General features: G+C 40.1%; 10 protein-coding genes. 3 read left to right on the top strand and 7 right to left on the bottom strand.

The features are described 5' to 3' along the window. Positions 1-15 precede the first annotated feature (15 nt). Positions 16-549, bottom strand: a complete 534-nt coding sequence (locus ED557_04230; GenBank protein ID RNC85983.1) for a DinB family protein — start codon at positions 547-549, stop codon at positions 16-18. Positions 550-679: 130 nt separating this feature from the next. Between ED557_04230 and ED557_04225 the strand changes: the two genes are divergently transcribed. Together ED557_04225 and ED557_04220 are read left to right on the top strand one after the other, a co-directional pair. After that, complete coding sequence (locus ED557_04225) at positions 680-1,567, top strand: carbohydrate kinase (GenBank protein ID RNC85982.1); 888 nt, start codon at positions 680-682, stop codon at positions 1,565-1,567. Further along, entirely contained in the window at positions 1,557-3,614 is a 2,058-nt protein-coding gene (locus ED557_04220) for a T9SS C-terminal target domain-containing protein (GenBank protein RNC85981.1), read from the top strand. The genes ED557_04225 and ED557_04220 overlap by 11 nt, the downstream gene beginning before the upstream one ends. A 69-nt stretch (positions 3,615-3,683) precedes the next feature. Here ED557_04220 and ED557_04215 read toward each other — a convergent pair whose 3' ends face one another. Both ED557_04215 and ED557_04210 read right to left on the bottom strand, forming a co-directional pair. Then, positions 3,684-5,105: an MFS transporter gene (locus tag ED557_04215; GenBank protein RNC85980.1), complete on the bottom strand. Its 1,422-nt coding sequence runs from the start codon at positions 5,103-5,105 to the stop codon at positions 3,684-3,686. Positions 5,106-5,497: 392 nt separating this feature from the next. Beyond that, positions 5,498-6,304 (bottom strand): dienelactone hydrolase family protein, encoded by an 807-nt coding sequence (locus tag ED557_04210; GenBank protein RNC85979.1) that lies wholly within the window; start codon positions 6,302-6,304, stop codon positions 5,498-5,500. A gap of 123 nt (positions 6,305-6,427) precedes the next feature. On the opposite strand from ED557_04210, the gene ED557_04205 reads away from it, so the two are divergent. Continuing rightward, on the top strand, positions 6,428-7,609 hold the full coding sequence (locus ED557_04205; GenBank protein RNC85978.1) for an O-succinylhomoserine sulfhydrylase: 1,182 nt from the start codon (positions 6,428-6,430) through the stop codon (positions 7,607-7,609). Between the two features lie 220 nt (positions 7,610-7,829). Here the strand turns inward: ED557_04205 and ED557_04200 are convergent, their stop codons facing one another. The 4 genes from ED557_04200 to ED557_04185 all read right to left on the bottom strand — a co-directional run bounded on the left by ED557_04200 (position 7,830) and on the right by ED557_04185 (position 15,198). Next, a complete protein-coding gene (locus ED557_04200; GenBank protein RNC85977.1) occupies positions 7,830-9,140 on the bottom strand; it encodes a M20/M25/M40 family metallo-hydrolase in 1,311 nt (436 codons plus the stop codon). A gap of 88 nt (positions 9,141-9,228) precedes the next feature. Next, positions 9,229-11,616, bottom strand: a complete 2,388-nt coding sequence (locus ED557_04195; protein RNC85976.1) for a response regulator — start codon at positions 11,614-11,616, stop codon at positions 9,229-9,231. After that, a complete protein-coding gene (locus tag ED557_04190) occupies positions 11,613-13,937 on the bottom strand; it encodes a response regulator (GenBank protein RNC85975.1) in 2,325 nt (774 codons plus the stop codon). Before ED557_04190 ends, ED557_04195 begins: the two co-directional genes overlap by 4 nt. Positions 13,938-14,094: 157 nt before the next feature. Then, positions 14,095-15,198: an acyl-CoA desaturase gene (locus ED557_04185; protein RNC85974.1), complete on the bottom strand. Its 1,104-nt coding sequence runs from the start codon at positions 15,196-15,198 to the stop codon at positions 14,095-14,097. Between the last annotated feature and the right edge of the window lie 37 nt (positions 15,199-15,235).

Genomic DNA, 15,235 nt, shown 5'->3' with positions numbered 1-15,235 from the left:
ATCTTTTTTAAACAATCAAATGCCTTCCGAAATTTTTTTCATGCTCGCTAAATGATGGTAGGTATGATAGATCGTAAAGTACATCATCTCTCTTATGGTAAGCATCCCCAGGATGGGGTGTGGAGCAATCTGTTCACTTAGTTGTTTCTCATTCCAGCTTTCCAGAGTTTTAATCAGACTTATTTTTTCTCGTTCATATCGTGCGAGCAACATCTCTTTTTGATCTGCCTGTATTATTCTCGGAATATACTCAGCTGGAGAAATAGCCCCTTCATCCAGTTTAGCCTTATAGGTTTTAGCTAACTCTTCATAGCTCATTTCTGGTCGGTCAGTTTTACCGAATCTCCATTTCAAAAGGATTTTGGGGATCTTCATTCCCTTATTTAGCGGAGCTACACTCTTTATGAGATGGAGCAATTGTTGCCCTGTACTCCAGCTTTCCTCTCTGAGAGTTTTTTGAAAATCTGCCCTGTCTTGTAAGCGAACAAATTCAATAACCGTATCAAATGCATCATTCAATTCATTCTGGAGTTGTTTTCTGTTTTTCATAGGAAATAATATAAGTGAGCAAATTTGAGCAAATAGTGAGCAAAATTTCCAAGCATTTTCCAGTAATTATAGTTTTATTTCACTGGTCACTAGAAAGAACAATGAACAAGCTTGAAAATAAATTATCAATATGTCTTCTGCTAAAGTAATCTGTTATGGTGAAGTATTATGGGATGCACTTCCAAAAGGGATTTATCTGGGAGGATCACCATTAAATGTAGCACTGAACCTTTCTTATCTGGGAATAGATTCCTCCATTATAAGTGCAACAGGTACCGACTTGTTAGGAAACCTTGCTGTTAAATCAATTTCTAAAAAAGGACTCAAAACAGAGTTGATACAACGAAATGAATACCCCACAGGCCTGGTAGAAGTGGACATAGACACAAATGGAATTCCGGAGTATTTAATTCATGAGAATGTAGCCTGGGATCATATCAAGCTCAATGAAACTATGGCCAATGCTCTGTCTGAATCAGCTTATCTAATGTTTGGGACTCTTGCTTTCAGAGGTAGATCAGGTAGTACACTGAGAGAACTATTGAAGACTTATAAAGGAAAAGTAGTACTGGATGTTAATCTGAGAGCACCTTTTTATAATGAAGACTTGGTTGACGAAGCACTTAGTCTGGCAAATGTACTCAAACTCAATGAAGATGAGTTAGCTCAGATCTTAACCTGGAAAAACAGAAATGATGATTATGAAAGTGCTCTTCATTGGCTTAGTGATCAATATGAATTAGAAACGATTCTTCTTTCCTTAGGAGGTAAAGGAGCCTATATCCTCAAGGACGGCGCAATAGCTAAAAAGGGACGTTACTATGTAAAGGTGCGAGATACAGTAGGTGCCGGGGATGCTTTTCTTGCCGGAGCTATACATGGGCTGCTAAATGGTAAGAATGCTTTTGATACTATCTGTTTTGCGAATGCTGTTGGAGCTTTTGTAGCAAGCAGAAATGGAGCCACTCCGGTTCTAAATATGTCTAAGATTGAAATCTATTTAAAATATGGTAAGTAAACGGAAAGTGAAGTTTATTGGGGTATTATTTCTATTGTTGAGTTCTATTTCAGTAGAAGCCCAGGAGTATGCTACAAGAACTTTTTATGGGCAAAAACTGGAGCCTATAAATGGAATCATGCATGGAGCTGGTCAGGATCCTGGAATCCATGGTGGGTACAGGCAGTCCTTTTTTGATGATTATGTCTCAGAGATGGATAGCAGTGAATTACCGATGATTTACATGTACTATGAAAGCATTAGTGGTATCGAAGAAGGGTGGGCCGATGAATTGCGTAAGAAGCTTCTTAAGTATGGCGACCGTTTAATTGCTCTTCAATTTGGAGTATACCTGGTAAACCAGGAGCATCTTGTTCCAAGTGCTTTGCTCGACAATGAACTCGATATTTGGCTGGATGGGCTGGAAGAGCTCGGGCTCCCGGTATATGCTCGCATTGGATACGAATTTAATGGTCCATGGAATGATTATTCTAGCGTTCACTACATAAACTCATTCAAGTACATCACCGATAAGTTGAGGGAAAGGGAAAAGATAGAAGCTGCGACTGTATGGAATCTTGCTGTAGAAGGGTATCAAAACTATATGGATTATTATCCGGGAGACGAATATGTGGATTGGTGGTCAATCAATTATTTTTCAAAAGATGATGTCAATCTCTCTTTGAGCGACGATTTTCTAGCTGATGCACATGAACATGGTAAGCCTGTAATTATTGGCGAATCTACTCCAAGATACATTGGAGTTACTGATGGTCAGGATGATTGGGATGAATGGTTCGTACCATTTTTTAATCATGTAGCTATTCAACCGGGAATCAAGATGACAGGCTATATCAATTGGGAATGGGCTGACCAAAGTATTGAACCGGTTTGGAACACATGGGGAGATGCTCGGCTAGCATCCAACCAGGTCGTAGCTCAAAACTATAGAGATGAGATGAACGACAGCCTTTATCTCCATCTTGGGAGTGACCGCGTGTTTCGTGAAGCCCTAGGTCATACCGAAACAGACCTTCCTGGTACAGTAACAAACCTGAGAATTGAGAGCACGAGATACCCGGTTCGGTTGAGTTGGGATGAATCTTCAGATACTTCGGGTATAGCCCGATACCTGCTGTATAATGGGGAAGAGTTTTATTCTTTTACAGGTAACACCAGTTATGAATTTAGAGAGTTGTCTTTCGGGGATTCGCTGAATATCTCAGTAATAGCAGTAGACAGGGCCGGAAACAGATCTGTGTTATCAGAACCGATTTTGATAAAAGAAGACACAGAATCTGTCAGCGATGATCTTATTGAAAATTCTGAGTTTGATGATCAGGATTCGTTTTGGAACTTCAACAGAGCTGCGGGAAGCTTTACAACTGTGGAGTTTTCAATAGATACAAATTCAGTGATAAGTGGTAAATATTCTGCTCTCACTGATGTTACCCGAAGTTCTAGTGTCAACTTTCATATTATGATCGAACAGGAAACGGAACTTGTACCAGGGCATTCTTATCAGGTCAGATATAAAGCGAAAGCTTCGGGAGTAACAGAAATGGAAACCTGGGTTCAGGAGACTACAGGAAATTTTTACTATTTGGATGAACCAGTATCGTTAAGTCAGCAGGTTCAAAGCTATGCACATTCCTTTAGTGTTCCTCAAAGTCATGATACAGAGACCAGTACATTCCTAAGATTTATGATGGGAATATCTGGTACTAATAAGGTTTGGATTGATGAGGTTTCAGTTTTTGATCTGGGGATAACTGTGAATAATGAGCGAAACACCGAACTTCCTGCAGCCACTGAGCTCTACCAGAATTATCCAAATCCTTTTAACCCAACCACAAAGATTAGTTACTCATTGAGTTTACCAACTCTTGTCTCACTTACAGTATATAATGTTCAGGGGGTTGAGGTAGCTAAATTGGTTGAAGAACCAAAACTGCAAGGATCGCATACCCTGGTTTTTGATGCATCCAATCTTTCAAGTGGGGTTTACTTTTATCGTTTGAAGGCTGGATCGGAAACCATCACCCGAAAAATGCTTCTTATCAAGTAGTAAGCAACAGACCATTAATGAACGTTGAACTTCGAGGTTCAACGTTCTAAGTTCAATGTTCGAAGTTCATCACTCCTCAATCCCCCAGAGCTTGTTCATATCCTCAAGTTCGAGCCCCTTGGTTTCTTTCACCATTTTTCGAACAAAAACGATGGAGATGAATGCAAAGGCGGCATATATGCCATAAGCTCCGGATAATCCAATACTAGTAAGTAGGATTGGGAAAGTCATGGTAATCGCAAAATTAGCTACCCATTGAGATAGCCCACTCACTGCCAGACCAGAGCCTCGTAATTTATTAGGGAACATCTCACCCAGTAATACCCACATTACAGGCCCCCATGATCCATTAAAGAAGGCAACATATAGATTGGCTGAGATGAGGGCTAATACACCCATTGAGCCGGTTAGCTGTAGATTTCCGTTTGCATCGAGAGTAGCAGTGAAGAAAGTCGCACACATAATGGAAAGTGTAATCGCCATACCAATAGAGCCTACCCAAAGCAGAGGCTTTCGTCCTATCTTATCAATCAGGTACATGGAGATAAGCACTGCACCAATACTTACAGCTCCCGAGATTACATTAATGAGGAGTGCATCGCCTTCAGAGAATCCAACCGATTGCCATAACACGGCACCGTAATAGAATACCACGTTAATACCAACTAATTGCTGAAATACAGCTAATCCAATACCTACCCAAACTATGGGGCGGATTTTTTTTGTAATGGTATCAAGAAGGTCAGAGAACTTAGGTTTCTCATGAGCTCCTAAAGATTCGTTGATTTCATCGAGCTTCACTTTTGCTTCTTCTTCACCAAATAGTTTGGTAAGTACTTCCAGTGCCTTTTCCTGGTTATTCGAAACAGCAAAAAACCGAGGGCTTTCCGGAATGAACATTAATGCCACCAAGAAAACAGAAGCAGGAATCAATTCCATCCAGAACATCCAACGCCAGGCTTCATATCCCAGCCAAAATTCTGAAAGGGCAGAACCAGCAACATCAGCTAAAAAGTAATTGCTTATAAAGGCGACAAATAAACCTGTAATAATGGCCACTTGCTGAATAGAAGACAATCGTCCACGTAGATGGGCTGGAGCTATTTCACTTATATAAGCCGGAGACATTACACTGGCAGCACCTACTGCAAATCCGCCAAGTATTCGAAATATGATAAAGGGAAGGGAAGCATTGGCTATTCCTGATCCCCAGGCAGAAATAATGAAGAATACAGCAGACACGATAAGAAGAGTCCGGCGCCCAAATTGATCCGCAAGTCTTCCTGCAAAAAAAGCACCAACCGCACAACCCAGCAACATCGAAGCTACATTGAATCCGGTAGCTACACTATCAGAATTGAAGGCCTCCTGGAGTCCATCAACGGTTCCATTAATTACCCCACTATCGAAGCCGAAGAGAAGTCCTCCAAGGGTTGCTACAAATGTAATTGCAGCGATATAAACACTATTTCCTTTGCCGGGAGTTGCCATAAATGATGTCCTGTTTGATTAAGCAATCGCAGAACATAAAAAACGGCACCTTTATATACTATTGATAAAAATTCTCATGCAATCCGGACATATAGTAATTGTAGAAGCATAAAGACCCACCCCTCAATCCCCTCCAAGGAGGGGAGGTTCACTCCGAAGTATAGTGTATAGGACAGGTTCGTTGTTCAATTACCAAATAAATTTAAAGAGTTCCCCTCTTGGGAGGGGACAGGGGTGGATTCCATTTAATCAGAGTTATTCTTGCTGATAGATTTTGAGCCACTAAAACTCTAAAACACGGATAATTGGAGGTTTTGTGTTTTTGTGGCTAATTCGCTCACTCCTTGCCCTTAACATGCCTAAATGGTTTGGTTCAGTGGGAGAAAAAAATCTTAAAGCCTATTTAAAATAGAAACGAATTTGCCCCAGGAAGCATCCCTTGCTTTTTTATTGGCATCCTCTGCTTCTAAGCTTGGGTCGTCGCCTCTGCGCATATAAGCATGTCCGGCTCCTTCATAAATTTCATACTCAAATGGATTTTCAAACTTAGACATGGCCGACTCTGAAAGTTCGATGGTTGAGTTTACACGATTATCGTTTCCTCCATAAAAACCAAATACAGGAACTTCAATATTCTCGTAGACCGCTTCTTCTCTTGGTCCGGTGCCATAGAAAACAAAAGCAGCTTCTATTCCATCACCAACATTAGTTGCAAACCGAAATGACTGCGAACCTCCCCAGCAAAAACCAACTACAGCGACTTTCCCGTTACCAGCTTCAAGGTTTTTGGCATACTCCAGCACTGTGTTAAGATCAGTAGCTACATTATCAGGATCTAACTCATAAAGAGCTGACCGGGCCTCATCGGAGGTTGGGAAATCAGAGGTTTTTTCAAAACCATCAACCGTATTAGAAATGAGATCCGGGGCAATAGCTATAAAGCCCTGACCAGCTAATTGGTCGGTAAAGCTTCTGGCCCAATCGTTCAGTCCTCGGTTTTCGTGGATTACAATGACAACCGTTGCTTTGTCAGATACCTCAGGATAGGCCACAAAATTATGCATTGTTCTCCCGCTGGATTCAAGTTCAACCCACTCATGATGTCGGGGAGAGTTTTCCAGTTGTTCAATCGCATAATCCTGAGCATAAACAGGTGAAATGAAGATCAGAAGTGCAAAGAGTAGAGTGCATAGTTTCATAATCGGTAAGCTGGTTAGTTTAGATTCACCAATGTACTACATATTCTCTAACTAACACATTCCATCCTTCTAATCAGTCATCAGTATTCTCTATATTTGATGCTTATAACTCACTACAACCTCATGAAAGACAAGCAATTCGAAACCAGGGCTATTCGCCATCAAGTAGACCGATCTCAACAGAGGGAACATTCGGTACCCATATTTGCAACCTCAAGTTATACCTTCGAAGATGCGGAACATGCCCGTGCTTTATTCGCCAAAGAAGCTGAAGGAAATGTGTACTCCCGCTATTCAAATCCTAATAATGATGAGTTTGTACAAAAACTTTGTTTACTGGAAGGTACAGAGGCGGGGATATCGACTGCATCGGGTATGGCGGCAATGTTTGTAAGCATCGCTTCCTTTTTAAAAACCGGAGATCATGTTGTGGCTTCCAGGTCGGTATTTGGATCAACACATCAGATTTTGACTCAACTACTTCCAAGGTGGGGGATTACGCATACCTATGTTGATATTCATGATGTTGAGGGATGGGAAAGGGCAATTACTCCAGCAACAAAAATGTTCTTTTTCGAAACACCATCAAACCCGGCGCTGGATTTAATCGATATAGAGCAGGTTTCTAAAATTGCTAAGGCGCATAATATTCTAGTGAATGTAGATAACTGCTTTGCTACTCCGTACCTCCAAAACCCGCTAAAATTCGGAGCGGATATAGTAACTCATTCAGCAACAAAATTTATCGATGGGCAGGGAAGGATGTTGGGAGGTGCTATACTTGGTAGTAAAGAGTTAATTGACGAAGTACTGTTCATGAGCAGGCATACTGGCCCGGCTATGTCGCCATTTAATGGGTGGGTACTTTCAAAGAGTTTGGAAACACTTGCGGTAAGAATGGAGCGACATTGTGAGAATGCTTTGGGCGTAGCTGAATTTTTAGAAAATCATGATCAGGTACAACGTGTTAAATATCCTTTCCTGGAATCTCATCCGCAGCATCAACTGGCAAAAAAACAAATGCGAATGGGCGGTGGGATTGTAAGCTTCGAGATTAAAGGAGGTATCGAACAGGGGAGAAGATTTCTGGATTCTTTATCCATGCTTTCTCTTTCGGCAAATCTGGGAGATACCCGTAGTATTGCTACTCATCCGGCATCTACTACTCATTCGAAGCTAACAGACGAAGAACGCTCTGAGGTGAATATCACTCCTGGACTGGTAAGGATTTCCGTTGGGCTAGAGCATATCAATGATATCATAGGTGATGTAGATCAGGCGCTCTCAAAAAGTAACAGGGGGTAGTTTAGTTTTGCTCTCGTGTGCCTTCTGGAAAATATACTTCTTCGAGCAGGAATAACCCAGAAGAATCCTTTTGTCAAGGTCATCCCGAATTTATTTCGGGATCTTATGGAATGGCTAGATATACAATTTCTTATATCTATTCTTTGTTCACACTTTTTCAGATATAGGATGAAATCAGACCTTACAAAGATCCTGAAATGAATTCAGGATGACGGAGTAGCTAGTCTATCAGGCTTACATCAACCCGGGTCGGTGTGTCTTCTCCTGATACGATACCACGAGCAGCTTTAGCAATGGCTTTAATTGTATTGGTGAGATGAGAAACGTTGATGGTTTCATACTCATCCGTTACAGCATGGTAATCTTTATCTACATCAATAGGGGTAGTGCTTATCGTATGAGCAGGAACTCCCAGCCGGGCTAGTGTTGCATTATCCGACCGGAAGAAAAGGTTTTGCTGAGGATAAGGATCAGGATAAAATTCGTAGTCTGTACCCTCAGTGCTTTTAGAGAGAAGCTCACCAAAATCTGAACGATCATAGCCTGTAATCCATGCAGTATTAGGTCCTGATACAGCGGGCTTGCCGATCATCTCAATATTGAACATGGCCACGATTTGGTCAGGGTCAAGTTGCTCGGAGAAATAACGTGAGCCAAAACCACCCATTTCTTCTGCAGTAAAAGTAGTAAAGATCAGGGTTCGCTCAGGTTTGCCAAGGCTTTTAAAATGCTTTGCCAGTTCAATTACTGCAGTAACTCCTGATGCATTATCGTTAGCTCCATTGGCTATAGAATCTCCTTGAACTGCGGGTCTCACACCAATATGATCGTAGTGCGCAGAAAAAAGAACAAACTCGTCTTTTCGTTTTCCTTCAATAACACCGGTGACATTGGCAAGCTCATGGCTAGTTATTTCAGGGGTGATGTTTACTTCGTAATTATCAGATATTGTTCCTATTACAAAAACTATGTTGGGGTTCGATTCTCCTTCAAAAACCCGCTGTGGACGTGAGAAGAAATTTTGGAACCTGTTGAAGATATTACTGGCTGAAGGATCTACAAAAACCAGGAGATCCCTTTCAGTTTCTCTAAATTCACGAAAAGCTTGTCTGAAATTTTCTTCCTCTTTAATCTCAGCAACTTCAACTTCCCCATTTTGCCAGTTTACATTACTGCCATTCAGGAATGCGAAATAATGATCAGATGGTATTTCTCGGTTATTAATGGTAAAAGAGGACGTAGCGATACCAATTTCAATAAGATTAAAGGTCTGAAGATAGTCTTCATTTTCCTGCAGACTAGTTAATCCTGCTTTATTAAATTTTGAAGAAATATATGAGGCTGCTTCCCAAATTTCGGGAGAAAGAGCCTGGCGCCCCTTCATCTGATCACTACTTAATGTTTTAAGAATTTGAGATACACTTTTCTCATTGGGTGTATACTCTTGAATTCCACATCTTTGCAAGATAGATATAAGAGCAAATACTGTTACAAAACCTGCTTTTCTAAAAATTCCTGTGCCAACTTTCATGATGGATATCATTCGATAGAGTGTGAAATGATAATATCAAACCAGTTAGATAAGAGTCGTAAAAGAATGAAAGTGAGTGTTAAAAAGCCTAAAACCAGGTAGCCAAAATAGAACGTATAGAATCTGTTGATACCGGCTTGGTTATAAAATCGTCCATTCCCGCCTCTAAACATTTTTCCCTGTAGCCCGGGAGGGCATTGGCAGTCATCGCGATAATTTTTGGATTGAAGGGGAGGGTATCTTTTTGTTTTCTGATCTCCCTGGTAGCATCAAGACCATCCATAACCGGCATTTCCATATCCATAAATACCAGGTCATATTTGTTTTTAGAGACCATTTCAGCAGCTTCTTCTCCGTTATTGGCGATATCTGGAACTATATCCAATTGTTCGAGAATCCGGATGGCTACTTTTTGATTTATCATATTGTCTTCTGCCACTAGTACAGAAAGTTTTTCAAAGGTAGCTCCTTCAGATTGAGTTTCGGTATCGCTTTCCTTTGTATCCTTGGGAGGCTCTTTTATGGTTATTTCAAATAACTGAATGGTAAATGAGAAAGTACTTCCCTCTTTTTCTTTACTGGAAACTTCAATAGTTCCTCCCATCAGTTCTACTAACCGTTTACTGATAGCCAGGCCCAAACCGGTACCGCCATACTTTCTGGTAGTACTTGCATCAACCTGAGAGAAGCTTTCAAAAAGTCGGTTCACTTTGTCATCTGGAATACCGATTCCTGTATCAGAAACCTCAAACTTCAATAATTTTGGATTGGATTTTTTTGAAAGAGAACTCACTTTAATTAGTACACTGCCTTTTTCGGTAAACTTAACAGCATTGCTAACCAGGTTTAACAGTATCTGTTGCAAGCGGGTCGAATCTCCGACAAGTTGTAACGGAACATCATTGCCAAGTTCATAAGACAATTTTATATCCTTATCGTTGAAAGATGGTGAGTTTACCTCTATTACATTTTGTATGAGTTTCTTTAAATCGAATTCTTTGTGTTCGAGCTCTATCTTTTCTGATTCAATCTTTGAATAATCAAGAATGTTATTGAGGATACTAAGCAGGGTTTCGCCACTTGTTTTAATGGTTTGTGAAAACTCTTTCTGCTTTTCATTGAGTTCACTTTCCGAAAGAAGTCCTGATAAACCGATTACTGCATTTAGTGGGGTTCTTATTTCGTGACTCATCGTTGAAAGGAACTGTGATTTTGCTTGCGATGATTCTTCTGCTTGTTCCTTTGCAGTTTTCAAAGAGTCAGCAAAACGATAAGAGAGGACCAGAGATTGAAGACCAAAGAAGAAGAGGTATCCAAGAAAACTTAATAACAGGTATTCCTGGATAAGCCCAAAATAGACCAGGATGATATTCAGGAAAACAAGAAAAACGACACCTGTACTCGCTACTGCAAAGCGGGCGCCCACATTCTTATTGATAGCGGCTTTAGTGTACACCCAAAATGCGTACACCATGTATCCTGTTACTATAAAGATATAAGGGTTAACCAGGTAGGAAAAAACAGAAGGGGGTAGTATCAGCGCTATAGCGGCAAATAAAAGTGAAATACCTCGAAGGATATTCATCAGTAGTACTGAGGTTTCATTTGGATAGAGCTTCAAGGTATAAGTACCAAAGAAAAACCCGGCAAAATATAAAGTCAGGTATTCGAGTTTGGTAGTAAGAAGCCAGGGTAGATCGGGCAGTAAATAGTGTAGAGGGTAAGGGCTATATCCAACTATTCGATAGCTGTATACAATACAGAAGAGAGCAAAATATAGAATCGCCTGATCATTGCGTCCAAAAAAGTAAAGCCCAAAAAAGAACAAGCCTGCCATTAAAAGGGCACCCATAAGCACCAAAGAATAGCCATATTCAATAGTTCTCGATCTATACAATTGTTCAGCTTTACCGATACCTAGAGGCAAATAAGCACCACCGTTACTATAACCGAAATTGGCTACATGTAATACCAGGGATAATGTATCGGTATCGTGATTGACGAGAGATTTGACCTGGGGAAGCCAATATGCCGAATATTCAGATTCATCCAATGAAGGATTCCCATTCGAAGAGATTTCTTCGCCATTTATAAAAAGTCGGTATGAAGAATAAAAGTCGGGAATATCGAGAGCTAGAGGAGGGTGCGAATGGGGTAGTACTATAGTCAGGGTATATGTAGCAGCACCTTCGGTAGATAATTCGTCATCTAAATCCCATGTTGAAGCAAAATCTCGAAAAACAGGATTTTCAAGCGGGGCGATATCCTCGGGATCAAGTAAGGCATTCCAGAAGAATCCCCAATCCCCTGAAAGAGGAATTACCTCATGCGTATTGAAATCATGATCGGTTAGATGAATGAAGCCTTCTGATACAACAGGTTGCCCCAATACAGGAGTTGTAAGAAAAATAAAGCTCAATACCCACAAGTTGCCCAGTTTCTTTAGTGCGGTACTAATCTTGATGTTGTCGGTCAATTGCTTGGATTAACTTCTTGATTTACTGAAGATGGAAACCATTTCGTTAATGTAGTCTCCATCGAACTTAGAGTTATTGGTTTTGAAATAAAGTCTCGCATTCCTGCTTCAAAGCATCTGACCCGGTCTTCTGCCGATACATTTGCCGTTATTGCAATTATTAGTGGGTTCCATGCTTTGTCTCCCAGCTTAATAATATGTTCCGTTGCTTCTATTCCATCCATTTCTGGCATTTCCATATCCATAAGTACAAGATTGTATTGCTTTTCCTGCACTTTTTCCACTGCTTCAAATCCATTAGAAGCTAAATCAGAATTAAATCCGAGTCGTTCCAGTACTTTTTGAGCGACTTTCTGATTGATAGGATTATCCTCTACAACAAGAATAGATATATCCTCACGGGGTTGTTCCAATATTGCTTTAGTTTCCTGAGCCTTCAGTTCTGTGAGAATCTTTTTCGAAACAGGGCGAGGTGTAATGGTGAAATAAAAGGTAGTACCAACCCCAACTTTACTTTGTACCCATATTCTGCCGCCAAGACCTTCTATGAGTCTCTTACTTATTGCAAGGCCTAGCCCGGTTCCTCCGTATTTTCTATTCCTGTCAGCGTTAATTTGAGAAAAGCGGTCAAATAATAAACTCATTTTATTTTCAGGAACACCTATGCCGGTATCCTTAACTATAAAAAGGATCTGGTTTTTCTCAGAGATGGATTCGGTGGTAGTAACCTGAACAGATATTTCTCCCTGATCGGTAAATTTGATTGCATTGCCAATCAGGTTTATCAAAATCTGTTTTAATCTTGCTTCATCTGTTTCAATATAGTCGGAGAGGGAGTCATCAAAACGAAAACTGAGCTTTACTTTTTTTGGGTCGGTGAGTGAGCCAAGCACTTTTACCGTTTCAGCAAGCATGGTAGGAATATGAGTAGGAGCATAATCCAGTTCTATATCGGAGGATTCCAGTTTAGTAAAATCAAGGATGTTATTGATAATACTAAGTAGGTTCTCACCACTCTTTTTTATGGTCTTTGCGTAATCTGTTTTTTCGGTATTAGATTTACTCTCCAGCAAAAGTTCAGAAAATCCAATTACTGCATTTAATGGAGTTCTTAACTCATGCCCCATTGTAGATAGGAAGTGGGTTTTTGCTATGGAAGCAGATTCTGCCTCTTCTTTGGCTACCTTAAGTGTATTTGAAAACTGATAGGATAGTGTAAGCGACTGAAGAAAGAAGAACGCTATGTAGCTAATGAAACTGATCACCAGTTTTTCCTCCATTACTACGAAGTAGTCAAGTGAATCAACAACAAAAATAAACAACAAGAGAATTACACTGGAGAATGCGAAATTTGAACCCGGGCGTTTGTTTATGGTAGCTTTAACCATCACAAAAGAAACATAAAGCACATAAAAACAAAGTATTACAAAAAATAAATTAATAGTGGAAGTGAAATAGATTGCAGGCAATAGGAGACTCCCTAGACTAAATATGCTAAATACAGCTGTAAATGCATCTATCACATATTTTATCCCATCTTCTGGATACAGGTGTTTAACATATAGTCCAAAAAAGATACAAGAGAGATATAATGCTAAATATTCAATTTTTACAGTAAGTAACCAGGGAAGATCAGTAAATAAGAAATGGATGGAATAGGAGTCGGTGCCTACCACACGGTAGCTATATACCAGGCAATACAAAGAAAAATAAAGGATGGTCTTATCATCTCTGCCAAAAAAGAATAGCGCAAAAAAGAATAAGGCGGCCATAATCAAGGATCCCGTAAGCAAAAAATCATAGCCCAATTCAGTTTGATGATTTTTTTTAAGCTGTTCGCTGCTCCCGAGTATTAAGGGGTCTTTAATTCCACCTTTCCTATGCTCAAAATTTGCAATGTGCAGCGTTATATCAATTTCTTGTTTGTCAAAAGGGCCGATACTTTCTGTTAATGGCAGCCAAAAAGGAGAGAATTCCTCTTTGGTAGTTCCCACTTTCCCATTTTCAGAAATCAACTCATCATTTACATACAGGGCATATGAAGTGTAGACGTCCGGCATATGCACAGCAAGTTCGGGGTAATTGTCTGGCAATAGAATTTTCAAACGATAAGTGGCAAAGCCAAAGGAGGGATAGGCGTCATTATTAGTCCAAAGTTGAGGCATAGGAACCAACTCAGGGATGGTACTAATTGGCGCACCTGGTTCAAGTAATTCGTTCCAGAAAAACTGCCATTCACCACTTAGAGGAATAGGCTCGGAGTTCTCAAAATCATAATCACTAAGATCCAATACACCTCGCTCTATGATAGGCTGTGCCATTCCAACTTGTTGGATGCAGAAGAGAATCAAAAAGATTCCAAGATTAACCCGAAAGCTATTTTTCAAAACAATTGCTATCTATAGAGACATTAACTGCTGAATGTATTATAAATACAAACAAAAAAGCCATGCTAATGCATGGCTTTTAAAAAAACAACTAAGCAGTGGCAGGAGACCAGGTAAAATTCGGGTCTCCGAATTTCTTTAGCGTTCTGTAATGAGAAGCAACAGCAGCATTAAACGTTTCATGGCAATTATAAGGTATGCCGAACTCTTTGGCTGTTTCCTCAACAATCGGGCTTATTTTTGGATAGTGAATACTGCACACCTTAGGAAACAGGTGATGCTCAATTTGGTAATTCAGTCCTCCGATATACCAGGAAAGAATTTTATTTTTCCTGGCAAAATTATTCGTGGTGAGCATTTCATGAATTACCCAATGATTTTCAATCATATTCTCTTCATTCGGAAGAGGGTGGGTGGTAGATTCAACAACATGAGCAAGCTGAAATACAATGCCAAGAATTAACCCTGCTACCAGGTGAAGGGTTACAAAGCCAATAATAAATTGTATACCTGTAATATCAAGCAGCATTAATGGAAGCACAATCATGGTTCCATAGTAAAAAATCTTAGTAATGATAAGCTTAATCCACTCTTTGGTGGGATGCTTTTTATTCTCATACGGACCTAATGGAGACTTAAAGAAATACCAATAATCTTTCACAAAAACCCAGAAAAGGGTAGCCAGGCTATAAGTAGGGAATGCCAAAAGGTGCTGAACACGGTTAACAGCTTTGTATTCCATGTGAGGAGAAAGCCGGATGTATTTTGCAACTTCAAGGTCTTCATCATGACCATGAATGTTAGTATAGGTGTGGTGAATGATATTGTGGGTGATTTTCCAGATATATCCATTTGCTCCTACAAGATCAAAGAATAGCCCGAAGAAGTCATTTACCCTTTGATTTGATGAATATGCTCCATGTAAAGCATCGTGAGCAATGGAAAACCCAATTCCTGCCATTCCAACTCCCATTACAGCACATAATGCCCACATAACCTGGGTAGAAAAAAGGCCGCTGATGATCATAGCGTAAGCTCCCCAGTAAACGGAGAGTATCACAATGGTTTTAATAACCATCGCCAGGTTAGCATGCTTCGAAAGGTTATTTTCTTCGAAATACCGGTTAACCTTCTTCTTAACAGCTTTGCTAAACTCTTTGTCAATTTTGTTATTAAAGGTGACCAACGCAGGCATGTAGACGATTCCCTAAATTAAATGATCCTGAAAATAC

Origin of the sequence: Balneola sp. (assembly GCA_003712055.1) — a bacterium.
Classification (GTDB): Bacteria; Bacteroidota; Rhodothermia; order Balneolales; family Balneolaceae; genus RHLJ01.
Note: the sequence above shows the minus strand (reverse complement) of the source record. Positions and strands in the feature narration are given on the sequence as shown.

Excerpts from the sequence above, each read along its gene's own strand:
- ED557_04190 (RNC85975.1), bottom strand. The coding sequence starts at position 13,937 with ATGGCACAGCCTATCATAGAGCGAGGTGTATTGGATCTTAGTGATTAT.
- ED557_04225 (RNC85982.1), top strand. The coding sequence starts at position 680 with ATGTCTTCTGCTAAAGTAATCTGTTATGGTGAAGTATTATGGGATGCA.
- ED557_04220 (RNC85981.1), top strand. The coding sequence starts at position 1,557 with ATGGTAAGTAAACGGAAAGTGAAGTTTATTGGGGTATTATTTCTATTG.
- ED557_04200 (RNC85977.1), bottom strand. The coding sequence starts at position 9,140 with ATGAAAGTTGGCACAGGAATTTTTAGAAAAGCAGGTTTTGTAACAGTA.
- ED557_04185 (RNC85974.1), bottom strand. The coding sequence starts at position 15,198 with ATGCCTGCGTTGGTCACCTTTAATAACAAAATTGACAAAGAGTTTAGC.
- ED557_04205 (RNC85978.1), top strand. The coding sequence starts at position 6,428 with ATGAAAGACAAGCAATTCGAAACCAGGGCTATTCGCCATCAAGTAGAC.
- ED557_04230 (RNC85983.1), bottom strand. The coding sequence starts at position 549 with ATGAAAAACAGAAAACAACTCCAGAATGAATTGAATGATGCATTTGAT.
- ED557_04215 (RNC85980.1), bottom strand. The coding sequence starts at position 5,105 with ATGGCAACTCCCGGCAAAGGAAATAGTGTTTATATCGCTGCAATTACA.
- ED557_04210 (RNC85979.1), bottom strand. The coding sequence starts at position 6,304 with ATGAAACTATGCACTCTACTCTTTGCACTTCTGATCTTCATTTCACCT.